The sequence below is a fragment of the Rhizobium sp. CFBP 13726 genome (genome assembly GCF_014841925.1).
GTDB classification, from domain to species: domain Bacteria; phylum Pseudomonadota; class Alphaproteobacteria; order Rhizobiales; family Rhizobiaceae; genus Neorhizobium; species Neorhizobium soli.
On the sequence record NZ_JACYUU010000003.1, the window covers coordinates 307,786 to 333,795 of the forward strand.

Genomic DNA, 26,010 nt, shown 5'->3' on the forward strand with positions numbered 1-26,010 from the left:
CATGAACGAACACGTCACCCTTTCGCCGGCAGAAGAGCCCGTCACCATCCCCAACACCCGCAAGGTCTTCATCAAGACCTACGGCTGTCAGATGAACGTCTACGATTCGACCCGCATGGGCGACGCGTTGGCGAGCGAAGGCTATGTCGCGACCGAAGAGATGGGCGAGGCGGATCTGATCCTCCTCAACACCTGTCATATCCGCGAGAAGGCCGCCGAGAAGGTCTATTCGGCGCTGGGGCGTCTGCGCGACATGAAGAAGGCGCGTGCTGCCGAAGGCCGCGAACTGATGATCGGCGTTGCCGGCTGCGTCGCCCAGGCGGAAGGCGAGGAAATCATCCGCCGCGCGCCATCGGTCGACGTGGTGATCGGCCCGCAGACCTATCACCGACTGCCGGATGCACTGCGCAAGGCCCGCGGCGGCAAGCCTGTGGTCGATACGGAATACGCGGTCGAGGACAAGTTCGACCATCTGCCGGCCACCGACCGCAAGCTTATCCGCGCCCGCGGCGTCACGGCTTTCCTCACCGTGCAGGAAGGCTGCGACAAGTTCTGCACCTTCTGCGTGGTGCCCTATACCCGTGGTTCGGAAGTGTCCCGCTCCATCAGCCAGATCGTCGACGAGGCCATCCGGCTGGTCGAAAGCGGCGTGCGCGAAATCACCCTGCTTGGCCAGAACGTCAATGCCTGGAGCGCTGAAGGCCCAACCGGTAACGACTGGGGTCTCGCCGACCTTCTCTATCGTCTTGCTGAAATCCCGGGCCTTGCCCGCCTGCGCTATACGACAAGCCATCCGCGCGACATGGATGACCGACTGATCGAGGCGCATCGCGACCTGCGCATCCTGATGCCCTATCTGCATCTGCCGGTTCAGTCGGGATCCGACCGCATCCTGAAGGCCATGAACCGTCGCCATACGGGCGCCGAATATCTGGCGCTGATCGACCGCATCCGCAATGCCCGTCCCGATATCGCCCTGTCGGGAGATTTCATCGTCGGTTTCCCGGGCGAGACCGATCAGGATTTCGAAGACACGTTGAAGATCGTCGAGGACGTCAACTACGCCTCCGCCTTCTCGTTCAAATATTCGACCCGGCCGGGAACGCCCGGCGCGGATCTTACCGATCAGGTCGCTGAAGAGGTAAAAGCCGAGCGTCTCGAACGATTGCAGGCTTTGCTCTTGAAACAGCAGGCCGATTTCGCCACATCCTGTGTTGGAAAGACGATCGATCTGCTTCTGGAAAAGCCGGGACGTATGCCCGGACAGGTGATCGGCCGTTCGCCCTGGCTCCAGTCTGTGAATGTTGATGCAAAAACATCGCAAATCGGTGAGATTATCCGTGTACGAATCATTGGTACCGGCCCGAACAGCTTGTTTGCCGAGCCGGCAGAGAGTTTAATGGGTGCCTGACCAGCAAGTGAGGAGCTTGTTTACTTGAGCGGACGAGAATCGGTTTCTTCGACAGCGCGCCACCCCAAATCAGCAGCGACCGACGCCAACCACTTTGTCCTGACGTTCGAGAACAATCGCTTCGCGAGCGAGCTGTTCGGTCAATTCGACCAGAATCTGAAACTTCTCGAACAGCGCCTCAATATTGATGCGCGGCCCCGCGGTAATTCCGTGGCCATTTCAGGCGATGTCCCAGCCACCAATCAGGCCCGTCGGGCTCTCGATACCCTCTATGAGCGAATCCAGAAGGGCGGCACCATCGAAACATCCGATGTCGAAGGAGCTATCCGCATGGCACAGGCTGCGGACGACCAGCTGCAACTGCCGACGCTCGAGAAAAAGGCCAGGCTTTCGATGAGCCAGATCTCCACCAAGAAAAAGACGATTGTCGCGCGTACCCCGACGCAGGACGCCTATATGCGGGCGCTCGATCGGGCGGAGATGGTGTTCGGCGTCGGTCCGGCCGGTACCGGCAAGACCTATCTGGCCGTGGCCCATGCCGCGCAGCTGCTGGAACGCGGTGCCGTCGACAAGATCATTCTTTCGCGTCCGGCCGTCGAGGCGGGCGAACGTCTGGGCTTCCTTCCTGGCGACATGAAGGAAAAGGTCGATCCCTATCTGCGGCCGCTCTATGACGCGCTCTACGACATGATCCCGGCCGACAAGGTCGAACGGGCAATCACGGCCGGGGTCATCGAAATCGCGCCGCTCGCCTTCATGCGCGGCCGCACGCTTGCCAATGCCGCGATCATCCTCGACGAGGCGCAGAACACGACATCGATGCAGATGAAGATGTTTCTCACCCGTCTTGGTGAAAACGCACGCATGATCATCACCGGCGACCCGAGCCAGGTGGATTTGCCGCGCGGCGTGAAATCCGGTCTGGTCGAAGCGCTGCAGATCCTCAACGGGGTCGAAGGCATCTCGGTCATCCGCTTCAAGGATACCGACGTCGTGCGCCATCCGCTGGTTGGCCGCATCGTCCGGGCCTATGACGCGCAATATGCCGTCCACGAGGAAAGCGAGGAGGCCGGACGCTAGTCCAGTTTCCAGTCCCATGCCCGAACTCGACATACAGATGAGCATTGAAGACGAAGGCTGGCCGGAAGAGCCGGCGCTTCTGGCGTTGACGCAACAGGTTTTCGCCGCGGCCGCCGATTATCTCGTCCGCGAAGAAGATCAACCGTTTCCGAAAATGCCGGCCGAAGTCTCTCTCGTCTTTACCGACGATGCTTCCATCCGGGCAATCAACGCCGAATGGCGCGGCATGGACAAACCGACCAACGTCTTGTCTTTCCCCGCTTTTCCGCTCGAACCCGGCGGCATGCCGGGTCCGATGTTGGGCGATATCGTCATCGCACGGCAGACCGTCGAACGCGAGGCGGTTGATCTCGACAAGAGTTTCGACGATCATCTGACCCATCTTCTGGTCCACGGCTTTCTCCATCTTTTCGGTTACGACCACATGGAAAAAGACGAGGCGGAGGAAATGGAAGCACTTGAGACTCGTATTTTAGCCGGTCTCGGCCTATCTGACCCCTATGCGGGGCAGGACCCGATAGTGTAGTTTGGACCAATGAACGATTATTCGAGCAATGTCGCCCGCGAGGGCAAGGACAGTTCGGACTCACCCTCGTCGGACGAGGGTAGTAGTTCGGGACGATCCGAGCATCACCCCAAATCCCACAATACATTCTGGTCTCGGGCGGTGCGCCTGTTGCGGCCGTCGCAGGGCGAACAGCTGCGCGAGGATCTCGCCGACGCGCTGATGACCGACACCAATGTCAGCAACGCCTTTTCTCCGGAAGAGCGGGCGATGCTGCACAATATCCTCCGCTTCCGCGAGGTACGCGTCGAGGATATCATGGTGCCGCGCGCCGATATCGAAGCCGTCGACATGAGCATGACGATCGGCGAGCTGATGATCCATTTCGAGGAGACCGGCCGCTCGCGCATGCCGGTCTACAGCGACAATCTGGATGATGCCCGCGGCTTCGTGCATATCCGCGACCTTCTGTCCTATCTGGCAAAGCAGGCCCGCAATAAGCGTCGGACCGGTACCCGTGCAACGGCAGCAGCAGCCGTCGTTGCCGGTGGAGCGGTCGAGAAGCCGGCCCGTACCGCCAAGGCGGCCTTCGATCTCAGCCGCGTCAATCTCGATCAGACCGTTGCCGAGGCAGGCCTGGTGCGCAAGCTTTTGTTTGTGCCGCCCTCGATGCTGGCATCCGAGCTGATGAGCACCATGCAGGCCGCCCGTACTCAGATGGCGCTCGTGATCGACGAATACGGCGGCACCGATGGTCTCGTGTCGCATGAGGATATCGTCGAGATGGTGATCGGCGATGTCGAGGACGAGCATGACGACGAAGAAGTGATGTTCTCGCGTGCCGGCGACGATATCTTCATTGCCGATGCCCGTATCGAGCTGATGGAAATCTCCAAGGCGATCGGCTCCGATTTCGACGTGCGGGACCGGCTGGACGACGTCGATACGCTGGGCGGATTGATCTTCTCAGCGCTCGGACGCATCCCGGTGCGCGGTGAAGTCGTGCAGGCTGTGCCAGGCTTCGAATTCCAGATCCTCGACGCCGATCCGCGCCGCATCAAGCGCGTCCGGATCATGCGCAAGCGCGCGCTCGTTCGCCGCAGGCAGCTCAAGGGCGAGGGCGAGCCCGTGGCCGAGACGCAGCAGAAGGCTATTACTGACAAGACGCCGACCGTGCTTCTGCCGGCACCCTCGTCCGACCGCAGCAATGATCATCCATCGGCCTGAGTTTCCAGGTGTTTTGAACAGCCGATAACAGGACAAGCCGCAGTTTTTCATGAAAGACTGCGGCTTCTGATTCGGGCGAAGGGGACATCGATGGAGCGACTGGCTGGCAGGGTCATGCTTCTATGGGGCTGGCCGCGTATCCTCCTTGCGTTTTTTGCCGGCGCTGTCGGCGCACTCGCCCTTCCCCCCTTCGGCTTCTTTGCTGCCCTGTTCGTGTCTTTCACGCTGTTCATCTGGCTGATGGACGGCACGACCGGCAATCCGGATGGTGGGCGCCTCAGCCGTCTGCGCTCTGCCTTCTTCCTGGGGTGGGTCTTCGGCTTCGGATACTTCGTCGCCAGCCTCTGGTGGCTCGGCAATGCGCTTCTCGTCGAGGCGGACGAGTTTGCCTGGGCAATACCGCTTGCAGTTCTGGGTCTGCCGGCTTTTCTGGCGCTGTTCTGGGGCTTTGCGGCGCTGGCGGCACGCATTCTCTGGTCCGATGGCTTGGGCCGGATTGCGGCTGCTGCGTTTGGCTTTGGCCTTGCGGAATGGCTGCGGGGCTTCATGCTGACGGGCTTTCCCTGGAACTCGATCGGCTACGGCGCCATGCCGATGCCGCTGATGATGCAGTCGGCCGCTCCGCTCGGCGTGACGGGTGTGACGGTGCTGGCTGTTTTCGTGTTCTCCGCACCGGCACTGATCGGGACCCGACGCGGCATGGGGCTTGGCCTCGCGCTCGCAGGTCTTCTCCTCTGCGCCCATCTAGGCTTCGGCGCTTGGCGGCTTGCGGGTGCCGACGCGGTGCTTTCAGCCACTGCCAAGGATCCGGTCGAGGTGCGCCTCGTCCAGCCGATGATCGACCAGTCGCGCAAACTCGACGATTCCGAGCGCGGTGCGATCTTCGAAGAACATCTGGCGATGACGGCGCTGCCCGCAAAGGATGGTGCAAAGCGTCCGGATATCATCGTCTGGCCGGAAACCTCGGTTCCGTTCATCTTGACCGATAATCCCGATGCCCTGTCGCGCATTGCCGATGTGCTGGAAGATGGTCAGGTTCTGGTGACCGGCGCCGTCCGCGCTGAAAATGCCGGGCCGGGCTTTGCGACCCGCTATTACAACTCCATCTACGTCATCGACAGCAACGGCCAGATCGTGTCGGCGTCGGACAAGGTGCATCTGGTCCCCTACGGCGAGTATGTGCCTTACGAGGACATGCTGCGGTCGCTCGGCATCCCCGATGCGATCGCCATGCCGGGCGGCTTTACCGCAGCACCGGGCCGCACCATGCTGACGCTGCCGGGCGGGCAAACCTTCTATCCGCTGATCTGCTACGAAGCGATCTTCCCGGATGAAATCGGTGCCGGCATTGAACGCTCGAGCGCGCTCTTGAACGTCACCAACGATGGATGGTTCGGTGAAACTCCCGGACCCTTCCAGCATTTCCAGCAGGCGCGTGTCCGGGCTGTCGAAAACGGCATGCCGTTGATTCGCGGTGCCAACACCGGTATTTCGGCTTTCGTCGATCCTTTTGGCAGGGTCGTACGCGGCCTGGATTACAATCAAAAGGGTGTGATTGACTCAACCATGTCGAGTGTCAAAGTCCCATTTTGGAACGCTTCCGAACGGCGTTTTTACTTCTGGTTGCTGATATGTCTCATGTTTGTGATTGCACTTATTTCCCGTACAAGTTTTAAATTCTGGAAGAATTGACCCAAAACCCCTAAAATTGCATAGTGGTTTGGCCTATCGTCTCGCCATACACCTTGCTTGCCGGATTTGTTGTGACCGGCGCCACCAAAGTGTATCTCCCACACGCGGACCGGGTTGAAGATTGACAGCAACTTCGTCAGGACGTCGTTATGATTGAAAACAAGAAGAAGCCGAACCCGATTGATATTCACGTCGGGAGCCGGATTCGTCTGCGCCGCACAATGCTGGGCATGAGCCAGGAAAAGCTGGGGGAGAGCCTTGGTATCACATTCCAGCAGATTCAGAAATACGAGAAGGGAACGAACCGCGTTGGCGCCAGCCGTCTGCAGAACATTTCGTCCATCTTGAACGTCCCGGTCTCCTTCTTCTTCGAAGATGCGCCAGGCGATCAGGCGGGTGGAGCGTCCGGCATGGCGGAAGCATCCAGCTCGAACTACGTGGTTGATTTCCTGTCGTCCTCTGAGGGGCTGCAGTTGAACCGCGCATTTGTGAAGATCGCCGATCCCAAGGTTCGCCGCCGTTTGGTGGATCTGGTCAAGGCGCTTGCCGCCGATGCCGAGACGGAATGACCGGTCTACCGGTCATTATTTGAAAGGCGGCCTCCGGGCCGCTTTTTTTATGCCGTGACCTCAAGGAATTGGTAATCGCTTGGACGCATAAAGATATATTTATGTCGTTGTACGCTTGTTTTCGGCGCATGAACTTACTAAACATTCGATGTCTGTTCTTTGAGGGGAATCCCGTTATGCGCGCCAGTTATCTGTTCACGAGTGAGTCCGTTGCAGAAGGTCATCCGGACAAGGTCTGCGATCGTATTTCCGATGAGATCGTCGATCTCGTCTACCGCGAAGCCGCAAAGACCGGGATTGATCCTTGGGGCGTCCGCATCGCTTGTGAAACGCTGGCGACGACAAACCGGGTGGTGATTGCGGGCGAAGTCCGCCTGCCGCCGAGCCTGATGAAGAAGGACAAGAACGGCAACGACGTGATCAACCCGTCGAAGTTCAAGTCCGCCGCGCGCCGGGCAATCCGCGACATCGGCTACGAACAGGATGGCTTCAATTGGAAGACCGTCAAGATCGACGTCCTCCTCCATTCGCAGTCCGCCGATATCGCGCAGGGCGTCGATAACGCCGCCGATCGTCAGGGCGACGAGGGTGCCGGCGACCAGGGCATCATGTTCGGTTACGCCTGCAAGGAAACGCCGGACCTGATGCCGGCGCCGATCTATTATTCGCACAAGATCCTTCAGCTGCTTGCCACGGCCCGCAAGAAGGGCGAGGGCGAAGCCGCCAAGCTCGGCCCCGATGCCAAGAGCCAGGTGACCGTCCGTTACGAAAACGGCAAGCCCGCCGCCGTCGACTCGATCGTGCTCTCTACCCAGCATATCGATCCCAGCTGGGACTCGAAGAAGGTACGCTCCGTCGTCGAACCATATATCCGCGAAGCGCTGGGCGAACTTCCGATCGCAGCCGACTGCAAGTGGTACATCAACCCCACCGGTAAGTTCGTGATCGGCGGTCCCGATGGCGATGCCGGCCTCACCGGCCGCAAGATCATCGTCGACACCTATGGCGGCGCAGCGCCCCATGGCGGCGGCGCTTTCTCCGGCAAGGACACGACCAAGGTCGACCGTTCCGCAGCCTATGCTGCCCGCTATCTTGCCAAGAATGTCGTGGCCGCCGGCTTTGCCGAACGCTGCACATTGCAGATTTCCTACGCGATCGGCATTTCCCAGCCGCTGTCGATCTATGTCGACCTGCATGGAACCGGCAAGAACGTGACGGAAGACCAGATCGAAGCGGCAATCCGCAAGACGATGGACCTCTCGCCGTCCGGCATTCGCCGCCACCTCGATCTCAACAAGCCGATCTATGCAAAGACGTCTGCTTACGGCCATTTCGGTCGCAAGGCCGGTCGCGACGGTTCCTTCTCCTGGGAAAAGACCGATCTCGTGAAGCCTTTGAAGGACGCTCTCAAGGGTGATCAGCTCGAAGCGGCCTGATCGCCCTTTACGAGCACGCCTGTAAGACAGTAAAGCGGGTGCCTTCTGCCGAAGGCGTCCGCTTTTACCGTGAGAGAATTCGACCCATGACCGACAAGCCGCATCCCAGCCGTTCCACGGAAGCCTTTTTCGGTCGCCGCAAGGGAAAGCCGTTGCGCGAGAAGCAGGCGGAAGGTCTGGCGACGCTCTTGCCGCAACTGAAGCTTGATCTGGCCAACCCTGCACCGAAGACGATCGAGAGCCTCTACGACTTCTCTGTTGAGCGGATGCGGCTGGAAATCGGTTTCGGTGGCGGCGAGCACCTGATCCACCGCGCCGCCGAAAATCCGTCGACCGGCTTTATCGGCGTCGAACCCTTCGTCAATTCCATGGCAAAGCTTCTGACCAGCGTGGAAGAGCAGGGCTTGCGCAACATCCGCCTTTACGATGACGATGCGACCCAGGTTCTGGACTGGCTGCCGGATGCGTCGATCGATCAGATCGACCTTCTCTATGCGGATCCCTGGCCAAAGCGGAAGCACTGGAAGCGCCGCTTCGTTTCGCAGGTCAACCTGGAGCGGTTCCACCGAGTGCTGAAGCCGGGCGCAACATTCTGCTTCGCCTCAGACATCGATACCTATGTGAACTGGACGCTGCTCCATTGCCGCGATCATGGCGGCTTCGCCTGGCAGGCAGAACAGGCTTCGGACTGGCTGACGCCCTATGCCGGCTGGCCGGGTACGCGATACGAGAACAAGGCCCGCCGGGAAGGGCGGTCATCCGCCTACCTGACATTCGTCAAGATCTGACGCTCATTCCGATCAGTGCAGGGTAACGGTCTTCAGCTCGTCCTCGGCAGCCTTGAAAAAGGTGCTGGAGCGGTTATCGGTGAGCAGGATCGGCGTACCGTCCGCACCGAACAGGGCCCAAAGGTCAAGGCTTGGATCGATGTCCGGAGCCTCGGGGAAACAGCGGGACACGTCGTCCGACTTCATCTTGCGAATGTAACCGACTTCGCCGTTTCCGAGATGCGCGAGTTCGGACTCCGTCAAGCTCGGATTCGCTTCTTTCATAAGCATTTCTGCCTCCACAGTGGGGACGCATCAGCGATTGCTGATTGATCTACTGTGAGACGGAAATGTTAATTTTTCGCACTACACGCTCCGGCTCGGGGCGGATCAGATCGATCGAAAGAAGACCATTTTTCAACGATGCGCCGGACACCTGCATACCGTCCGCCAGCACGAAGATCCGCTGGAATTGGCGGGCCGCAATACCGCGGTAGAGGTAGTCGCGCTCGTTCTGCTCGGCCTGTCTGCCGCGAATGATAAGCTGATTTTCTTCGGTCATGACCTCGAGCTCGGCCTCCGAAAAACCGGCCACCGCAAGCGTGATGCGCAGCAGGTCGCATTCGTCCTCGCGTGGTTCGTCACCCGCTGTCTTCTTGATGCGCTCGATATTGTAGGGCGGGTAGCCGTCGCTTCCCTTGCCCAATCGCTCGAGTGTCTTCTCCATCGCGTCGAAGCCCAGGAGGAGAGGGCTTGCGAAAGGTGTCATACGGCTCATCGGTCGTCCCAGCTTTTATCCAGCGACTGTGCCGGCGTCCATAAGGCCCGCCGACGGGTCAATATATGGGAATTTGCGGCAGTCAGCGCAAGACGCCGGCGAGCGCTTGACACGATCCGCAACCCGGCTCAAAAACCCGTAAAGTTCAAGGGGAAGAGACATGCAACGCAGAAAGATCATCATCGACACCGATCCCGGTCAGGACGACGCAGCGGCCATCATGCTGGCCTTTGCGAGCCCCGACGAGCTGGATGTGCTGGGTTTGACTGCCGTTGCCGGCAACGTGCCGCTGTCGTTTACCAGCCGCAATCTGAGGATCGTCTGCGAGCTCTGCGGCAGGCCCGATGCCAAGGTCTATGAAGGTGCATTGAAGCCATTGAACCGGCCGCAGGTGACCGCCGAACACGTCCACGGCAAGACTGGTCTCGACGGAGCGGAACTGCCTGAGCCGACCATGGTGGCGCAGGAGCAGAACGCCATCGATTTCATCATCGAGACGCTGCGCCGCGAGCCCGAGGGCACCGTGACGCTCTGCACGCTCGGTCCGCTCACCAACATCGCCATGGCGCTTACCAAGGCGCCGGACATTGCTTCGAGCGTCCAGGAACTGGTGATGATGGGTGGCGGCCTGTTTGAAGGCGGCAACATCACGCCGGCGGCGGAATTCAACATCTATGTGGATCCGGAAGCGGCCAAAATCGTATTCGGCGCCGGTATCCCTGTTGTCATGATGCCGCTCGATGTCACGCATCAGCTGCTGACCACCAAGGCACGGGTCGAAAAGATCGCCGCACTCGGCAACCGCCCGTCGCAGGTTCTCGTCGAATGGCTTGCCTTCTTCGAGCGCTTCGACATCGAGAAATACGGCTCCGACGGCGGCCCGCTGCATGACCCGTCGGTCATCGCCTATCTCTTGAAGCCGGAGCTCTTTACCGGCCGCCATTGCAATGTCGAGATCGAGACCGAATCGGAACTCACCGTCGGCATGACGGTCGCCGACTGGTGGGGCGTTACCGGCCGCACGGCCAATGCGACCTTCATGCGCCATGTCGACGCGGATGGTTTCTTCGAATTGCTGACGGAGCGCGTCGGCCGTCTCTAGGGCTCAAGCTCAACCGGCAAGCTGAATGGTCATTGCCCGATCAGGGCCTGTTTCCTCTCCCCGCGCACGGGGAGAGGGTAAGGAACCTGCACCGTACCACCATCAAAGCCCGTAGAAATCCGCGATGATCTTCCACGCCTGATCTGCGGTTTCCACAAAGCTGATCAGCTCAAGATCCTTCGGCGAGATCGTGCCGAAATCGGCAAGCGCTTCGAAGTTGACGATGCCGCGCCAGAACTTTTCTGAAAACAGGATGAGCGGGATTCGCTCCATGCGCTTGGTCTGGATCAGCGTCAGCGCCTCGAACATCTCATCGAGCGTGCCGAAGCCGCCCGGGAAGACGGCAACGGCCTTGGCGCGCATCAGGAAGTGCATCTTGCGAATCGCGAAATAGTGGAAGTTGAATGAGAGCTCCGGCGTCACGTAAGGATTGGGCGCCTGTTCGTGCGGCAGCATGATGTTGAGCCCGATGCTCGGTGCGCCAACCTCCGACGCGCCAAGGTTGCCGGCCTCCATCACGCCGGGTCCGCCACCGGTCACGACCACATATTCCTGATGGTCGTAGGCTGCCGAATGCACACCACAAAGCGTCGCGAACTTGCGGGCCTCTTCGTAGAAAACCGAGGCTGCGATCAGGTTATTGCGCTGGGTCTCGTTGTGAGCCGCCCAAGGCGCCTGGCCCGGTGCCGGAATGCGGGCACCGCCGAACAGCACGACCGTGGATTTGATCCCGGCCTCGGCGAGCATCATCTCGGCCTTCATGAGTTCCAGCTGCAGCCGCACCGGCCGCAATTCTTCGCGGCTCAGGAAATCCTCATCGGCAAAGGCAAGGCGATAGGTGGGCGACAGCGTCTGCGGTGTTTTCGGCTGAACTGCGGCGGCACTTTTGTCGGCCTTGTTGTCCTTCAGCGGATCCCAGACCCCGTCCTTCCGCCGTGGTCCGTCATTCTTCACCCGTGCCATCGCAATAACCCTTCCGGAGCCGTTCGCTTATATGCGTTGACGCCAATTCGCATTGACGCTTGAGTGCCGGTCGCTTAGAGCAATTGGCACCATTTGGCCAGCCACACGGCTGTGTCCCGGGCCTTTGCGGCCATCACGATATCGACGACGACGAAGGATTCTCCATGAGCAGCGCAGACCTCTCCTCCCTCGAAAAGACGATCGAAACCGCGTTCGACAGCCGCGACAGCGTGACGATCTCGACCAAGGGAGAGATCCGCGATGCCGTAGAGCAGTCGCTCAACCTTCTCGATGCCGGCGAGGCGCGTGTGGCCGTGCGCGGCGAGGATGGCAGCTGGACCGTCAACCAGTGGCTGAAGAAGGCGGTTCTTCTGTCCTTCCGCCTCAACGACATGGAAGTCGTCAAGGGCGGCCCCGGCGCCTCCACCTGGTGGGACAAGGTTCCTTCGAAGTTCGAAGGCTGGGGCGAGAACCAGTTCCGCTCGGCCGGTTTCCGCGCCGTGCCGAACGCCGTCGTGCGCCGCTCGGCCTATATCGGCAAGAACGTCGTGCTGATGCCGTCCTTCGTCAATCTCGGCGCCTATGTCGATGAAGGCACGATGGTCGATACCTGGGCAACCGTCGGTTCCTGCGCACAGATCGGCAAGAACGTGCACCTGTCGGGCGGCGTTGGCATTGGCGGCGTGCTGGAGCCGATGCAGGCCGGCCCGACCATCATCGAGGACAATTGCTTTATCGGCGCCCGCTCGGAAGTCGTCGAAGGCTGCATCATTCGCGAAGGCTCGGTCCTCGGAATGGGCGTCTACATCGGAAAGTCGACCAAGATCGTCAATCGCGCCACCGGCGAAGTCTCGTTCGGCGAAGTGCCGCCTTACTCGGTCGTCGTTGCCGGCTCGATGCCGTCAGGCAATGCCACGATGCCGAACGGCCTTGCCGCACCGCATCTCTATTGCGCCGTCATCGTCAAGACGGTCGATGAAAAGACCCGCTCCAAGACCGGTATCAACGAACTGCTGCGCGACTAACCGAAGGCAATCCCGATGTCCGCTGTCGATCCGATCGCAAACCTGCGGGACCTCATCCGCTGCCCGTCCGTCACGCCCGCCGAAGGCGGCGCATTGTCGGCGCTTGAGGCGATGCTTTCGCCGCTCGGCTTTACCGTCGAGCGGATGGTGGCGACCGAGCCCGGCATGCCCGACATCGAGAACCTCTACGCGCGGCTTGGAACGACCGGTCCGCATCTGATGTTTGCCGGCCACACGGATGTGGTGCCGGTCGGCGACGAGGCATCTTGGAGCCATCCGCCGTTTTCCGCCGAGATCGAAGGTGGAGAGATGTTCGGACGCGGCGCCGTCGATATGAAGGGTGGCATTGCCTGCTTTGCCGCAGCCGTTGCCCGTCATATCGAACAGCACGGCGCACCGCAGGGCTCGATCTCCTTCCTCATCACCGGCGACGAGGAAGGCCCGGCCGTCAACGGTACCGAGAAACTGCTGAAATGGGCAGCCGACAAGGGCGAGCGCTGGGATGCCTGCCTGGTCGGCGAACCGACCAATCCGGATGTGCTTGGCGACATGATCAAGATCGGCCGCCGCGGCTCCGTCTCCGGCAAGGTCACGGTCCATGGCGTTCAGGGCCACGCGGCCTATCCGCATCTCGCCGATAACGCTGTACGCGGGCTGCTGCCGCTGGCGCAGGCCCTGATGCATCCGCCCTTCGACGAAGGGACACCGGAATTCCCGGCCTCCAACCTCGAAGTCACCACGGTTGATATCGGCAACCCGGCAACCAATGTCGTGCCGGCCAAGGCGAGTTTCGCCTTCAACATCCGGTTCAACGACACTTGGACAGCCGAAACCGTCCAAGCCGAGATCCTGCGCCGTCTCGATGCGGCCGCAGGCGACCAGACGCTGCGCCCCGGGCGCGACAAGGTCCGCTACGAGATCGTCTGGGCCGAGCGACCGAGCCACGTCTTTTTGACCCGCAACAACGCTCTGATCAGTTCGCTTTCGGGCGCCGTCGAGGCGGTGACGTGCAGGGTGCCTGCGCTGTCGACCACCGGCGGCACATCCGATGCGCGTTTCATCAAGGATTACTGCCCGGTCGTCGAGTTCGGCCTCGTCGGCCAGACAATGCACATGGTGGACGAGCGGGTAGCGATCGCCGACCTCGAAACGCTGACGCAGATCTACGGAACCTTCCTCTCCCGCTGGTTCGGCGATGCTGCGGTTTCATGACCTCAGCCATCACCTGAGCGGCCTCTGGCTGCTGATCCGCGGCGATGCGCGCGGCCTCAGCGCCTTCGACATTTCCGACCAGGGCGTTGCCCGGTCCTTTCTCGCGATCCTGTGGTGCCTGCCCGCGATCGTCGCGGGATGGATGTTCAAGCGTGCCGAATATGCGCAGGCGCATCCCCGCGGCGGTGACGGTGTCATCGCATTCGCCGGAAAGATGCTTCTGGTGGAATTCGCGCAGTGGATCGTTCCGGTCCTGGCGATTTGCCTCGTCGCTGTCGCCTTCGGATTGCGACCGCTGCTGCGCACGCTGATCGTCACGCGCAACTGGTTCACGGTGCCGCTGGTCTATGCATCTTACGTGACGGCATTCCCGGTCAGCCTTGCGCTGGACAGCCTGTTCGGTGCGGGCCTCGTTTACCGATATGGATTGCTTGCCGTCATGCTCGCCGTTCTCGTCGGTGCAGTTCTTCTCTACTGGCGGCTCCTGACGACGGTTGTCGGCGGTTCCCCATGGTTGCGGGCTTCGCTGCTCGGGTTCACCGTGTCGACCGAACTGGTCGTCGTGTCCTGGCTGGAGACAAGCCTCGGAGTGACGGTCGCATGATTGCCCACCGCGGACATTCTTCCCGCATTCCCAATCCAAGAGGTGCCGATGCCCAGCTACGCTGAAGTCCGGTTTTACGTGTCCGGCATCTGGCTGCTGATCAAGGGCGATGAGCAAGGGTTCAAACAGCTCGATCTTACCGATCGCGGCCTGCTGCGCTCCTTCTGGGCCTTTGTCTGGTGCCTGCCGGCGATGTTCGTCACCTGGGCCTGGTGGCGGATGATGTTTCTGCAGGCAATGCCGCCGGGCACGAAGACCGGTGGCCTGTTCTTCTTCCGGCTCGGCATGCTGGAGGCGATCGACTGGATCCTGCCGCTCATTCTGGTGGGCATCGTCTGCGCGCTATTCGGGCTCGGCCAGAAATTCCCGACGATGGTGATCGTGGTCAACTGGCTGTCCGTGCCGTTTGCCTATGCCTACGCAGTTCTGGCGGCAGCCTTCATCCTGCCGATCGGCATGACCGGATTTCTGGCGCTTCTACATCTGTCGCTGCTGATCGCCGTCGTCGTCGCGCTGACGCGAGTGATGCGCATGCTTTGCGGCCCGCAGCCGCTGCTGGTGACGGCGCTGGTGATGGTGCTGATCGTGCCGGACATGCTTCTGTCCGAGGTGCTGCAGCGGTTCCTGGGCGTCTATCCGTCCTGACGGTCGTCAGGATAATCCACCTTCATGAAATAGAGGCCATCCGGCGGTGCCACCGGGCCGCAGCGCTTGCGGTCGCGTGCCTCGAGCGCGTCCCGCACGTCTTCGGGCGTAACCTTGCCCTGTCCGGCGATCTTCAGCGTACCGGCAAACGAGCGGATCTGGTTGTGCAGAAAGCTCTGGGCCGACGCGCGGATTTCGATCAGATCGCCTGAGCGGGTTACGTCCAGCCGGTCGAGCGTCCGGACCGGGCTTTTCGCCTGACAGTGGGTGGAGCGGAAGGTGGTAAAATCATGATGCCCGACCAGCATCTGGGCTGCGGCATGCATCGCCTCATGGTCGAGAGGCTTTGCCACCCACCACGCCCGGTTCGCCTCGAGCGCTAGGGGAGAAGGGCGGTTGAGGATGCGGTAGAGGTAATGCCGCTTGATGGCCGAGAACCGTGCATCGAAGGTCTCGTCGACGAGGCTGACATCGATGACCGAGACTTTTTCCGATGCCGTCATCAGATAGGCGTTGACGGCGTTGCGCAGCTTGTACGGCACCCACTCGCGGGAAAGATCCGTATGAACCGTCTGGCCCCAGGCATGCACGCCGGAATCGGTTCGCCCCGCGCCACGGACCGATACGGTCTCGCCGGTCAGCTTCAGGATCGCCTTCTGCAGCGCGGCCTGCACCGAATGACCGTTGTCCTGAATCTGCCAGCCCACATAGGACGTGCCGTCATATTCGACGATCATCTTGTAACGGGGCATCAGGCGACCCGCATTCCGGCCGTCATCGCCGTGCCGCGCAGGAAATCGGCAGCATCCAGCGGCTTGCCGCCGGCCTTCTGCAGCCGCGTCAGGCAAACGGCGCCATCACCGCAGGCGATCGTGAGGTGATCGTCCAGCACCGTGCCGGCGTCTCCCTGTCCGGTGCCTACGGCAGACGAGAGAACCTTGATCCGTTCCGGCTTTCCGTTGATCTCGGCCTCGAACCAGGCGCCGGGAAACGGGGAGAGCCCGCGAATATGGTTGTGAACGTCGCGCGCGGGCCTCGAGAAATCGATGCGGGTTTCACCCTTGTCGATCTTCGACGCGTAGAGCACGCCGTCCTCGGACTGCGGTGTCAGCGGCAGGTCGCCGGCTTCGAGCTTCTCCATCGCCTCGACCATGGCACGCGCGCCCGTCAGCATCAGCCGGTCGTGCAACTCGCCAGCGGTCATGGCCTCGCCGATCTCGACCTCTCGGGTGAGCGCAACCGGGCCGGTATCTAGGCCCTTTTCCATCTGCATCACCATCATTCCGGTCTTTGCATCGCCAGCCATGATGGCGCGCTGGATCGGGGCAGCACCGCGCCAGCGCGGCAGCAGCGAAGCATGGCCGTTGTAGCAGCCAAGCCGGGTGCCGGTGAGGATCGCCTCGGGCAGAAGCAGGCCGTAAGCAACGACCACGGCGACATCCGCCTTGAAGGACCTGAAGGTCTCGCGGTCTTCCTCGCTTTTGAAATTGAGCGGTGTCAGCACCGGAATGCCGAGCAGTTCCGCCGCCTGATGCACGGGCGACTTGACGAGATCGAGCCCGCGGCGCCCGCCGGGACGCGGCGGCTGGCTATAGACCGCGACGATCTCGTGACCGGCCTGCTTCAAGTTCTGCAGTGTCGGCACGGAAAATTCCGGCGTGCCCATGAAGATGATGCGAAGAGACATGGACCTTTCGCGCCCGCAAAGGACGCGCCTTCAAACCGAGATTGCCTGCACGCGATGGCTAGACGGCCTTCGCCTTGGCAGCCTTGGTGAACCTCTTGACCACCATTTCGCGTTTCAGCCGCGATATATGGTCGATGAACAGCACGCCGTCCAGATGGTCGATCTCGTGCTGAAGGCAGGTGGCGAGCAGGCCGTCGGCCTCGATCACGTGTTCCTTGCCGTCGCGACCGATATGCTTGACGGTCACGGAGGCCGGCCGCTCCACCTCGGCATAGTATTCCGGGATGGAAAGGCAGCCTTCCTCATACACCGATCGCTCGTCCGAAGAGCGGATAATTTCCGGATTGATCACGACGATCGGGTTCTTCTCGTCTTCCTCGCGCGACACGTCGACCACGAGGATGCGGCGCGGTACGCCGATCTGGATCCCGGCAAGGCCAATGCCCGGAGCGTCGTACATGGTTTCCAGCATGTCGTCCGCGAGCTTCAAAAGTGCGTCGTCCACCCGTTCGAAAGGCTTGGACACCTGACGCAGGAGCGGATCGGGGAGAATGATAAGCGGCTTGATCGTCATGGCGATCCCATAACCTATCTTTTTCGCCGATGGAACAGCCCCGGATCGCCGTTTTCGATCAATGTTCCCGTTTTGATCTTTCCAATCCGCGGTTTTCTGCTAGCTTGCCGCCATGAATGACCTGTTCCCCGAGATTTCCCGTTTTCTGGAGAGCCAGCACCCGATGGTGCTGATGGCCGCTTCCTGCGTCTTCGGCATGCTTCTCATGCTGTTTCTCATGCGCCTTTCCGGAGGCAGCGGCCGCCAGGCGGAAGACGCCGAGGCCCGCATGGGCGAGTTGATGCGGATGCAGGGGGAAATGCAGGGCAGGCTTTCGGCGATGGGCGAGACGCTCGCCGCCCGCCAGGTCGAGCTCAGCCAGGTCGTCGGCCAGCGGCTCGATGGCATGACCCACCGTATCGGCGCTACCATTACCGAACAGACCAGATCCACCCATGACAACCTGCGCCAGCTGCAGGAGCGTCTGGCCGTCATCGACGCTGCCCAGAACAACATTCAGAGCCTAGCCAAGGATGTCGTGGGACTGCAGGCGATCCTCTCCAACAAGCAGACGCGTGGCGCCTTTGGTCAGGGCCGGATGGAAGCGATCGTTTCCGACGGCCTGCCGATGGGTGCCTTCGAATTCCAGAAGACGCTGTCGAACGGTTCGAGACCGGATTGCGTGATCCGCATGCCGAACGGCTTGCCACCGCTCGTCATCGACGCAAAATTTCCGCTGGAGGCATGGAATGCCTTTCGCGAATCCGCCGCACCCGAGGCGCGCCGGGCCGCATCCCAGCAATTTCGCCGCGACATGGAAGTCCATATCCGCGATGTCTCGGAGAAATATCTGATTGCCGGAGAAACGCAGGACACCGCCTTTCTCTTCGTGCCGTCGGAATCGATTTTTGCCGAGATCCACGAGCATTTCGAGGGCGTGATCCAGAAGGCGCAGCGCGCGAGGATCGTCATCGTCTCGCCGTCGCTGCTGATGCTGTCAATCCAGGTCATCCAGGCCGTGCTGAAAGACCAGCGCATGCGCGAACAGGCGCATCTGATCCAGGGCGAGGTGGCCTTGCTGATGGAGGATCTCGGTCGCCTCGACGAGCGGACCCGTAAGCTGCAATCGCATTTCTTCGCAGCCCAGAAGGACGTCGAGCAGATCGTGACGTCGACCGAAAAGCTCGGCCGGCGCGGTGCAAGGATCGAAGCGCTCGAACTGGAAGCACCAGTGGCCGCCCCGATACCCCACGCTGGACCAACCCCCGCAGCTCCGGCATCCGGCGCAGTCGAGAGCCGCACCGGATCGCTGCGCCTGAGGGTAGTTGACGAGGACTGATCCTCTCGGGCAGTGTCAGCCCGCATTTCACAAAACAGGCAGGCACAGCATGATTACCGTCTTCGGCTCCATCAACATGGATCTTATCGCAACGACGGAGCGGTTGCCGGGGCCGGGCGAAACGGTTGTGGGGTCAACCTTTGCGACGGCCTCCGGCGGCAAGGGTGCGAACCAGGCACTGGCCGCCCGCCGCGCAGGCAGCGACGTGCGCATGGTCGGCGCTGTCGGAAACGACGGTTTTGCAGACCCGGCGCTGGCTTTGCTCCAGGCATCCGGAACTGACCTGTCAGCGGTCACGCGGACAAACATTTCAACCGGCACAGCACTGATACTGGTCGGCGATGACAGCGGCGAGAACATGATCGCCGTCGTGCCCGGTGCCAATGGCACGATCGGCGAGGCGCAGGCGCAGGGCGCGGTGGAGGCCATGTCTCCATCAGACACGTTGATGCTGCAGCTCGAGATCCCGCCGGCAGCCGTCGAGGCCGCACTCCGTGCAGCAAAGGCGAAGGGCATCCGGACGATGATCAACACTGCGCCGCTGACGGCCGATGCGGTGCGACTATCCGGCCTTGCCGATATCGTCGTCGCCAACGAGACCGAATTCGAGCTTCTCGCAGGTTGCACGATCATCGACGCCCAAGCGCGCGAAGAAGTTTTGCGCCGCCTTCACAGTGAGACCGGCCAGACGTTCGTGGTCACGCTCGGTGGCGAAGGGGTCGTTGCCATGCTTGATGGTGAAATCCTGTCGGCCAAGGGCCTGAAGATAGAGCCCGTCGACACGGTGGGTGCCGGCGATACGTTCTGCGGCTATCTGGCTGCAAGTCTCGATCAGGGGATAGGCTTTGCAGATGCCCTGCGGCGCGCAGCCGTTGCAGGCTCGCTCGCCTGCCTTGAGAGGGGCGCTCAGCCTTCTATCCCTGAGGTATCGGCCGTCGAGGCGCGGCTCTGACACGTTTTGGACAGTTGAAACGACTGGACCCGCCTCCCGGAAGGGAAGGCGGGTCCATCAGACGACTACCGGTCTAGTTCAGGGGGGCGTAGAACTAGAGGGGGCGGTCCGGCAGGTCGTCGATCGTGATTTGTCCGTCGTTGTTCGTGTCCATGCGGGCGAACAGCTTTTCGGTGGCGGCTGCGGCCTCTTCCTTGCTGATCTTGCGATCGCGGTTTTCGTCGATCATGCGGAACATGGCAGGACCCATCATGCCGCCGTCTGGTCCACCCCTTGGACCGCGGTCCCTGCGAGCTTCCCGGCGCTCATGCCGGTCGTGGTGGCGGTCACGGGCCTGTTCGCGGTCGGCACGTGGTCCGTCAGCCTTGGGGGCCTCAGCCTTAGGGCCTTCACCCTCGGGTCCTTCTGCCATCGGGCCGTCTGCATCCGGGCCTTCGTCCTCAGCCTCTTCAGGCGTCGGCGGCGGGTTGTTCTTGCGGAACTCGGCCATCTTGTTGTCACGGAAATCAACCATTTCACCGCGAGTGATGGACCCGTCCTTGTTGAGGTCGATCTCGGCGAAAAGCGCTTCCTGGCGAGCGGTCAGCTCTTCCTTGGAAATCTTGCCGTCCTTGTTCGTATCCGCCTGCTTGAGAAGGCGAACGAACATTACATCCTGCATCATCGCAGCGCGTGGACCGCCATGCGGGCCGCCGTCAGGGCCTCCGCGCCGACCTTCATGGTGGCGTGGTCCGTCAGGGCCTGGTGCAGCGAAGGCGGGGATGGCTGCGCCAGCGATAAGAGCAGCGCTCAGGCTTGCCAAAACTATCTTCTTCGCGATCATCGAGTGGTCCTTTCCGGTTGCTTCGATAGCCTGAAGATAGGATCGGCAACTGGTCAAAACCACTTAAACATCTGTAATGTAGATGAACTTTTGGTAAGGCGCGGCCTACGCGAATTTGAGGCCTGACAGGAATGCGGTGAGATCGTCGGTGACGTAATCGATGTGATCGTCCTCGTCTGAAAACTTTTCCCAACGCTCGATGACGACAGTATCGAGATTGCGCGGCACCAGCAGTACTGTGCGCATGCCGAGCGCTTTCGGCGCGATGAGATTGCGCGGCAGGTCCTCGAACATGACAGCGTTCTTCGTATCGACCGTGTGGAGGGCCGCGAACTTGTCGTAGGTCTCGCCAGCGGGCTTGGGCAGGTAACCGGCGGCGACGATATCGAAGATGTCGTCGAAATCGTCGAGAATGCCGAGAGCGCGGGCAGCCGCCTGCGCATGGGGCACGCTGCCATTGGTAAAGATGAACTTGCGGCCGGGAAGCGCCCGGATTGCCGCGCCCAGTTCCGGATGCGGCACCAGCGCCGAGTAGTCGATCGCATGCGCCTGTTCGAGAAACCCGTCCGGATCGATACCGTGGTTCAGCATCAGCCCCTGCAGCGTCGTGCCATGCTCGTGGTAATACTGCTTCTGCAGTCGCTTGGCCTCGTCATGCTCCAGCTGCAGCAATTCCTGCACATAGTCCGTCATGTTCTTGTCGATCTGCGAGAACAGATTGACGTGATGCGGGTAGAGCGTGTTGTCGAGATCGAAAACCCAGTCACGGATATTTGCGAAATCGGCGGCGTCGGGGGCAGTCTTCGGCGTCTTGTCCATAGCCGTGTTATGCCAGCGTTTGAACGGGAAGAAAATCCGCCCCTACGAACATTTACACGCCGCGCCGACCTTGGCCGGTCGTGACCCTGCGTGATACCGCCTTGGGATGGAACTTTGGATCCCCATCACCATCGCTGCCGCTTTTTGTCAGAATTTGCGGTCAGCGCTTCAGAAGCATCTGCAAGGCTCGCTCGGAACCCGCGGCGCAAGCTTCGTGCGCTTCGGCTACGGATTTCCGCTCGCCGTCATCTACGTGCTCGTTCTGCATTTCGGTGTGGGCTATGCATTGCCCAGCCCGGATCTTGAGTTCGTCTTCTGGGTCGTGCTCGGCGGGCTTGCGCAGATATTCGCGACCATGCTTCTGGTCTATCTGTTTTCGCTCAGGAATTTCGCGGTCGGCACCGCCTATTCGAAGACCGAGCCGGTGCAGGCGGCGATTTTCGGCTTTATCATTCTGGGCGACAAACTGACCACCGGCGGCATAGTGGCGATCATCGTCGGGGTGATCGGGGTGATGCTGATCTCGATGGCCAATCTACCGCTCTCGTGGCGCAATCTCGGCACCGCCATGGTCGGCAGGATCGCGCTGATCGGCATGGCCTCGGGCGGCCTCTTCGCCATCGCCTCGATTTCCTTCCGCTCCGCGTCGCTGTCGCTCAACGGACCCAATTCGATCATGCAGGCCGCCGTCACGCTGACATGCGTCACGATATTCCAGACCGTTTTCATGCTGATCTGGATGCTGTGGAAGGACAAACGCGAAATCGTCCAGGTGGTGCGCACCTGGCGCTCCTCGGCGCTGGTCGGGCTCGCTGGCGTGGTCGGCTCTGCCTGCTGGTTCACGGCCATGACGCTGCAGCAGGTGGCCTATGTGAAGGCGCTCGGCCAGATCGAGCTGATCTTCACCTTCGCCTCGTCCTATTTCCTGTTCCACGAGCGGTTGAACCGCATGGAACTGTCGGGCTGCCTGCTGATCGTCTGCGGCATTCTCGGCCTTCTGATGTCCTGAAGGCCGAGTTCTTGCTGCTGATCAGGGAACGATCAGCGTGCCCGCACCGTGTTCGGTAAAGATCTCGAGCAGCACCGAATGCGCGGTCTTGCCGTTCAGGATGACGACTCCCTGAACGCCTGCGCGGATCGCCTCGATGCAGGTTTCGACCTTGGGGATCATACCGCCGGAAATCGTGCCATCCTTGATCAGCGCCTGTGCCTGCGCGACGGTCAGTTCCTTGATCAGGTTCTTGTCGCGGTCGAGCACGCCTGGAACGTCCGTGAGGAACAAGAGGCGGGTGGCATGCAGCGCGCCGGCAATGGCACCCGCAAACGTGTCGGCATTGATGTTGTAGGTGGCGCCGTCGCGGCCGGGGGCCACGGGGGCGATGACGGGGATCATCTCGGACTTGGCAAGCAGGTCGAGCAGCGTCCGGTCAACTTCGACAACCTCGCCGACGAAGCCGAGGTCGAGCACGCGCTCGATGTGGCTATCAGGATCGATGATGGTCTTCTTGGCCTTTTCGGCAAACACCATGTTGCCGTCCTTGCCGCAGAGACCGATCGCCCATTCGCCGGTCTGATTGATCAGCGCGACGATTTCCTTGTTGATCGATCCGGCAAGGACCATCTCGACGATCTCGACCGTCTTTGCGTCGGTAACGCGAAGCCCGCCCTCAAATTTCGATTCGATGCCCATCTTGGTCAGCATCGCACCGATCTGCGGGCCGCCGCCATGAACGACGATCGGGTTGACGCCGGACTGCTTGAGAAGCGCGATATCGGCCGCGAAAGCCTTGCCCAGAGCCATATCGCCCATTGCATGGCCGCCGTATTTGACGACGATCGTCTTGTTCTCGTAGCGCTGCATATAGGGCAGCGCCTGTGCCAGAAGTTGTGCCTGAAGTTCGCTTTCCGAAGCCGTCATGGAAATACCTCTGGGGAAATGTGTGGGGCCTTTTAACGCATGTTTTTGACAGATCAAATAATTCATGAGCAAAATTACGGTCAGGCGTGTATGTGGCAGCGATGCATTGCGTCTTGTGCCGCACGGGGAGGCTTTGGTTTTGGTGAGTGATCGCGAGATTGCCGAATTGATCGGCCGCGTAGGACTGCGCGACCGGACGGCATTCACAAAGCTTTATTCCGGCGTTTCGCCGAAACTATTCGCAGTCTGCCTGCGTATCCTGAAGGATAGGGCCGAATCAGAAGATGCCCTGCAGGAGATTTTCGTGCGGATATGGCAGAGAGCCGATCGGTTTGCCCCTTCGGGAACAAGCGCAGCCGGTTGGCTCGTCGCAATCGCCCGAAACCATTCGATCGACCGCCTTCGCGCCCGCCGGCCCGTGACGGACGCTCTGGAAGACAGGACGGATATTGCCGACCTCGGTCCTGATCCGGAGGAGGCGTCGGTGATGCGCGGTGAAGGAAGGCGTATTGACAGCTGCATGCAGGAGCTCGATCCTGACCGCGCAGGGGCGGTCAAAAGCGCCTATGTCGAAGGCCTGACCTATCAGGAACTGGCGGAACGCCATGGCGTGCCGCTGAATACGATGCGAACCTGGCTGAGGCGCAGCCTTCTCAAGCTGAGGGAGTGCCTGGACCGATGACGACACCAGACCAAAGCGAAAACGATCGCTCCCGCGACCAGCTTCTGGCTGGCGAATATGTGCTCGGGGTCCTGCCGCTTGACCAGCGCCGCCGCGTCGAGGATCGCATCGTCCGTGATGCGGCCTTTGCGGCCATGGTGATGCGCTGGCAGGAAAACCTGTCTTCCGACCTCGATGCGGAATACGGCGAGGAACGTCCGCCGAAAGGCGTTTACGCCAGGATCGAAAAGCGCGTCTTCGCCCAGAACGGTTTCGGAAACGAGCTGGCACGCGGTGGATGGTGGAACTCGCTGCTTTTGTGGCGCGGCCTGTCATTCGCCTCGATTGCCCTTTTGGTGACATACGCGTCCTTGTCGACGGGCTGGATCGGCGGACCTGTGGGTGGCTCTGCGCCGGGCAAGCAACTGGTCGCCGAGATGAGCGGCGAGGGCAATGCGTTCGGCCTGAGGGCGCGGTATGACGGTGCCAGCGGTCGCTTGCAGCTGACGCCCGTTGCCGCAACGACGGCGGAACGCCGCTCGCTCGAACTGTGGCTTGTCCCCGGCAGCGGTGAAGAAGCAATTTCGCTCGGTATCCTGCCGGAAAGCGGCAGCGACACGATCGAAGTGCCGGCCGGGCATCGCAAGCGTGTCGAGAACGGCGCGTCCTTCGCCGTCAGCCTTGAACCATTGGGCGGCTCGCCGACCGGTCACCGGACCGGGCCGGTTCTCGCCGTCGGTAAAATCCGGGATCTTTAATTAAGGGATGCTAAATCAGAGGCATAGCGGATTTCTGTCTTCGCGTCGCCAGCCTTTGAAACTCTTCCCGCTTTCCTCTCGTCTCTAGCCATGTCCCCACAGAGGGAAAGCCGGACCTGGGAGGCGCCTTCAGCGCCGGGGTCGTTCAGGCTGTAGAGAGGAAGAGAACAATGTTTAAATCCGCAATCCGCCTTGCCGCATGCGCCGCAATCCTGTCCGCCTCCGTTGCCGGCGCCTACGCCGCAAACCCGAAGGTCGGTGGCGCTGCCATGTATGAAGACAAGAACATCGTCGAGAATGCCATGAACTCCAAGGATCACACGACGCTGGTCGCCGCCGTGAAGGCTGCGGGCCTCGTCGAGACCCTGCAGGGCAAAGGTCCGTTCACCGTGTTCGCGCCCACCAACGAAGCCTTCGCTGCGCTGCCGAAGGGCACTGTCGAAACCCTACTGAAGCCGGAAAACAAGGCGCAGCTGACCAAGATCCTTACCTGCCACGTCGTGGCCGCGAACGCCATGTCGACGGCGATCGAAAAGATGATCAAGGACGACAAGGGCACGCATGACGTCAAGACCGTCGGTGGCTGCGTTCTGAAGGCCAAGGAAAGCATGGGCAAGATCACGCTCACCGACGAAACCGGTGGTGTGGCCACTGTGACGATCGCCGACGTCAAGCAGTCGAACGGCGTCATTCACGTCATCGACAAGGTTCTGCTGCCGAAGATGTAACGGCTGACCCAAACAGGTCGAAGCCTCGCATAGAGATCCGGTCGCCTGTCGCAGGCGGCCGGATTTTTGCGTTTCGGGAGATTCACCGGCCGATGGTCTTCATGATCTCGGCGCGCAGCTCGTCCAGGCCGCGGCCTTTTTCAGACGATGTCGACAGCACTTCCGGATAGGCAGCGGGCCGCTTGCGGATCTTTTCGAGCGTCTCGGCAATCAGCCTCGGAACCGCAGGATCCTTGATCTTGTCCGTCTTGGTCAAGACGATCTGATAGGAGACGGCGGCCTTGTCGAGCAGGTCGAGCACGTCCTCGTCGTTCTTCTTGATGCCGTGGCGGCTGTCGATCAGCACATAGACGCGCTGCAGCGTGGCGCGGCCCCGCAGGTAATCGAACACAAGCTTCGTCCAGGCATCGACGTTTTCTTTCGGCGCCTGCGCATAGCCGTAGCCGGGCATGTCAACCAGCGCCATCGGCGGCAGGTCACCTGCCTGGCCGGAATAGCCGTCGGGCACGAAATAGTTCAGTTCCTGTGTGCGGCCCGGCGTGTTGGATGTGCGCGCCAGCCCCTTGTAGCCCACGAGCGCATTGATCAGCGAGGACTTGCCGACATTCGAGCGTCCGGCAAAGGCGATCTCAAGCGGTCCTTCCGGTGGCAGAAACTCCATCGAGGGCACGCCGCGGATAAAGATCCACGCGCTGCCGAACAGCGTCTTTTCCTCGGAATTATGGTCTGCGGCCATGGTCTCGTCGTCCTGTCTTC

At 61.1% G+C, this 26,010-nt stretch carries 29 protein-coding genes; 19 read left to right on the top strand and 10 right to left on the bottom strand.

Translation table 11 applies throughout. The features are described from left to right. Window position 1: 1 nt before the first annotated feature. The 8 genes from miaB to trmB all read left to right on the top strand — a co-directional run bounded on the left by miaB (window position 2) and on the right by trmB (window position 8,708). On the top strand, window positions 2-1,411 hold the full coding sequence (miaB, locus tag IFT66_RS15530) for a tRNA (N6-isopentenyl adenosine(37)-C2)-methylthiotransferase MiaB (protein ID WP_192078158.1): 1,410 nt from the start codon (window positions 2-4) through the stop codon (window positions 1,409-1,411). A 24-nt stretch (window positions 1,412-1,435) separates the two neighbouring features. Then, on the top strand, window positions 1,436-2,491 hold the full coding sequence (locus IFT66_RS15535) for a PhoH family protein (RefSeq protein WP_062453998.1): 1,056 nt from the start codon (window positions 1,436-1,438) through the stop codon (window positions 2,489-2,491). Window positions 2,492-2,507: 16 nt separating this feature from the next. Beyond that, on the top strand, window positions 2,508-3,017 hold the full coding sequence (gene ybeY, locus IFT66_RS15540) for an rRNA maturation RNase YbeY (RefSeq protein WP_192078159.1): 510 nt from the start codon (window positions 2,508-2,510) through the stop codon (window positions 3,015-3,017). 9 nt (window positions 3,018-3,026) lie between these two features. Beyond that, window positions 3,027-4,223, top strand: a complete 1,197-nt coding sequence (locus IFT66_RS15545; RefSeq protein WP_192078160.1) for a transporter associated domain-containing protein — start codon at window positions 3,027-3,029, stop codon at window positions 4,221-4,223. 90 nt (window positions 4,224-4,313) lie between these two features. Then, on the top strand, window positions 4,314-5,915 hold the full coding sequence (gene lnt, locus IFT66_RS15550) for an apolipoprotein N-acyltransferase (RefSeq protein WP_192078161.1): 1,602 nt from the start codon (window positions 4,314-4,316) through the stop codon (window positions 5,913-5,915). Between the two features lie 149 nt (window positions 5,916-6,064). After that, window positions 6,065-6,484 carry a helix-turn-helix domain-containing protein gene (locus tag IFT66_RS15555; RefSeq protein WP_062453994.1) on the top strand — a complete coding sequence of 140 codons (420 nt, stop codon included), beginning with the start codon at window positions 6,065-6,067 and terminating at the stop codon, window positions 6,482-6,484. Window positions 6,485-6,660: 176 nt separating this feature from the next. Next, window positions 6,661-7,920 (top strand): methionine adenosyltransferase, encoded by a 1,260-nt coding sequence (gene metK / locus IFT66_RS15560; protein WP_192078162.1) that lies wholly within the window; start codon window positions 6,661-6,663, stop codon window positions 7,918-7,920. A gap of 86 nt (window positions 7,921-8,006) precedes the next feature. Then, window positions 8,007-8,708, top strand: a complete 702-nt coding sequence (gene trmB, locus IFT66_RS15565) for a tRNA (guanine(46)-N(7))-methyltransferase TrmB (protein ID WP_192078163.1) — start codon at window positions 8,007-8,009, stop codon at window positions 8,706-8,708. A gap of 12 nt (window positions 8,709-8,720) precedes the next feature. Here trmB and IFT66_RS15570 read toward each other — a convergent pair whose 3' ends face one another. Continuing rightward, window positions 8,721-8,978, bottom strand: coding sequence for a BQ00720 family protein (locus IFT66_RS15570; protein WP_062453991.1), 258 nt, complete (start codon window positions 8,976-8,978; stop codon window positions 8,721-8,723). A gap of 43 nt (window positions 8,979-9,021) precedes the next feature. Further along, complete coding sequence (locus IFT66_RS15575; RefSeq protein ID WP_062453990.1) at window positions 9,022-9,465, bottom strand: Hsp20 family protein; 444 nt, start codon at window positions 9,463-9,465, stop codon at window positions 9,022-9,024. A gap of 160 nt (window positions 9,466-9,625) precedes the next feature. Here IFT66_RS15575 and IFT66_RS15580 point away from each other — a divergent pair, with 160 nt between their 5' ends. After that, complete coding sequence (locus tag IFT66_RS15580) at window positions 9,626-10,567, top strand: nucleoside hydrolase (protein ID WP_192078164.1); 942 nt, start codon at window positions 9,626-9,628, stop codon at window positions 10,565-10,567. 102 nt (window positions 10,568-10,669) lie between these two features. On the opposite strand, the gene IFT66_RS15585 is transcribed toward IFT66_RS15580, so the two are convergent. Then, window positions 10,670-11,530: an LOG family protein gene (locus IFT66_RS15585; protein ID WP_062453988.1), complete on the bottom strand. Its 861-nt coding sequence runs from the start codon at window positions 11,528-11,530 to the stop codon at window positions 10,670-10,672. 164 nt (window positions 11,531-11,694) lie between these two features. On the opposite strand from IFT66_RS15585, the gene dapD reads away from it, so the two are divergent. The 4 genes from dapD to IFT66_RS15605 are packed head-to-tail and all read left to right on the top strand — an operon-like array spanning window position 11,695 to window position 15,016. Then, on the top strand, window positions 11,695-12,555 hold the full coding sequence (gene dapD / locus IFT66_RS15590) for a 2,3,4,5-tetrahydropyridine-2,6-dicarboxylate N-succinyltransferase (protein ID WP_062578884.1): 861 nt from the start codon (window positions 11,695-11,697) through the stop codon (window positions 12,553-12,555). Window positions 12,556-12,570: 15 nt separating this feature from the next. Further along, window positions 12,571-13,767, top strand: coding sequence for a succinyl-diaminopimelate desuccinylase (gene dapE, locus IFT66_RS15595; RefSeq protein ID WP_192078165.1), 1,197 nt, complete (start codon window positions 12,571-12,573; stop codon window positions 13,765-13,767). Next, window positions 13,751-14,371: a hypothetical protein gene (locus IFT66_RS15600; protein WP_192078166.1), complete on the top strand. Its 621-nt coding sequence runs from the start codon at window positions 13,751-13,753 to the stop codon at window positions 14,369-14,371. Before dapE ends, IFT66_RS15600 begins: the two co-directional genes overlap by 17 nt. A 48-nt stretch (window positions 14,372-14,419) precedes the next feature. Continuing rightward, window positions 14,420-15,016 (top strand): hypothetical protein, encoded by a 597-nt coding sequence (locus IFT66_RS15605; protein WP_192078167.1) that lies wholly within the window; start codon window positions 14,420-14,422, stop codon window positions 15,014-15,016. On the opposite strand, the gene truA is transcribed toward IFT66_RS15605, so the two are convergent. The 3 genes from truA to def are packed head-to-tail and all read right to left on the bottom strand — an operon-like array spanning window position 15,004 to window position 17,277. Further along, window positions 15,004-15,768, bottom strand: coding sequence for a tRNA pseudouridine(38-40) synthase TruA (gene truA, locus IFT66_RS15610; RefSeq protein WP_192078168.1), 765 nt, complete (start codon window positions 15,766-15,768; stop codon window positions 15,004-15,006). The two genes, IFT66_RS15605 and truA, sit on opposite strands and share 13 nt — an antisense overlap. Beyond that, window positions 15,768-16,703 (bottom strand): methionyl-tRNA formyltransferase, encoded by a 936-nt coding sequence (gene fmt, locus IFT66_RS15615; protein WP_192078169.1) that lies wholly within the window; start codon window positions 16,701-16,703, stop codon window positions 15,768-15,770. Before fmt ends, truA begins: the two co-directional genes overlap by 1 nt. A 58-nt stretch (window positions 16,704-16,761) precedes the next feature. After that, complete coding sequence (gene def / locus IFT66_RS15620; RefSeq protein ID WP_192078170.1) at window positions 16,762-17,277, bottom strand: peptide deformylase; 516 nt, start codon at window positions 17,275-17,277, stop codon at window positions 16,762-16,764. A gap of 163 nt (window positions 17,278-17,440) precedes the next feature. Here def and IFT66_RS15625 point away from each other — a divergent pair, with 163 nt between their 5' ends. Both IFT66_RS15625 and IFT66_RS15630 read left to right on the top strand, forming a co-directional pair. Beyond that, a complete protein-coding gene (locus IFT66_RS15625; protein WP_446737919.1) occupies window positions 17,441-18,595 on the top strand; it encodes a DNA recombination protein RmuC in 1,155 nt (384 codons plus the stop codon). A 49-nt stretch (window positions 18,596-18,644) separates the two neighbouring features. Further along, window positions 18,645-19,547 (top strand): ribokinase, encoded by a 903-nt coding sequence (locus tag IFT66_RS15630; protein ID WP_192078172.1) that lies wholly within the window; start codon window positions 18,645-18,647, stop codon window positions 19,545-19,547. 94 nt (window positions 19,548-19,641) lie between these two features. Here the strand turns inward: IFT66_RS15630 and IFT66_RS15635 are convergent, their stop codons facing one another. Further along, the gene (locus IFT66_RS15635) at window positions 19,642-20,370 is read right to left on the bottom strand and encodes an EF-hand domain-containing protein (RefSeq protein WP_192078173.1); all 729 of its coding nucleotides are present in this window, start codon (window positions 20,368-20,370) and stop codon (window positions 19,642-19,644) included. 105 nt (window positions 20,371-20,475) lie between these two features. After that, on the bottom strand, window positions 20,476-21,189 hold the full coding sequence (locus IFT66_RS15640; protein WP_192078174.1) for a pyrimidine 5'-nucleotidase: 714 nt from the start codon (window positions 21,187-21,189) through the stop codon (window positions 20,476-20,478). A gap of 106 nt (window positions 21,190-21,295) precedes the next feature. Between IFT66_RS15640 and IFT66_RS15645 the strand changes: the two genes are divergently transcribed. Next, complete coding sequence (locus IFT66_RS15645) at window positions 21,296-22,198, top strand: DMT family transporter (RefSeq protein WP_192078175.1); 903 nt, start codon at window positions 21,296-21,298, stop codon at window positions 22,196-22,198. 21 nt (window positions 22,199-22,219) lie between these two features. On the opposite strand, the gene argB is transcribed toward IFT66_RS15645, so the two are convergent. Further along, window positions 22,220-23,107, bottom strand: a complete 888-nt coding sequence (argB, locus tag IFT66_RS15650; RefSeq protein ID WP_062578904.1) for an acetylglutamate kinase — start codon at window positions 23,105-23,107, stop codon at window positions 22,220-22,222. 142 nt (window positions 23,108-23,249) lie between these two features. On the opposite strand from argB, the gene IFT66_RS15655 reads away from it, so the two are divergent. The 3 genes from IFT66_RS15655 to IFT66_RS15665 all read left to right on the top strand — a co-directional run bounded on the left by IFT66_RS15655 (window position 23,250) and on the right by IFT66_RS15665 (window position 25,254). After that, the gene (locus tag IFT66_RS15655; protein ID WP_062454914.1) at window positions 23,250-23,789 is read left to right on the top strand and encodes a sigma-70 family RNA polymerase sigma factor; all 540 of its coding nucleotides are present in this window, start codon (window positions 23,250-23,252) and stop codon (window positions 23,787-23,789) included. After that, on the top strand, window positions 23,786-24,526 hold the full coding sequence (locus tag IFT66_RS15660) for an anti-sigma factor (RefSeq protein ID WP_092663698.1): 741 nt from the start codon (window positions 23,786-23,788) through the stop codon (window positions 24,524-24,526). Before IFT66_RS15655 ends, IFT66_RS15660 begins: the two co-directional genes overlap by 4 nt. A 170-nt stretch (window positions 24,527-24,696) precedes the next feature. Then, on the top strand, window positions 24,697-25,254 hold the full coding sequence (locus tag IFT66_RS15665) for a fasciclin domain-containing protein (protein ID WP_062453974.1): 558 nt from the start codon (window positions 24,697-24,699) through the stop codon (window positions 25,252-25,254). A gap of 82 nt (window positions 25,255-25,336) precedes the next feature. On the opposite strand, the gene yihA is transcribed toward IFT66_RS15665, so the two are convergent. Continuing rightward, window positions 25,337-25,990: a ribosome biogenesis GTP-binding protein YihA/YsxC gene (gene yihA, locus IFT66_RS15670; RefSeq protein ID WP_113109416.1), complete on the bottom strand. Its 654-nt coding sequence runs from the start codon at window positions 25,988-25,990 to the stop codon at window positions 25,337-25,339. Window positions 25,991-26,010: the final 20 nt, after the last annotated feature.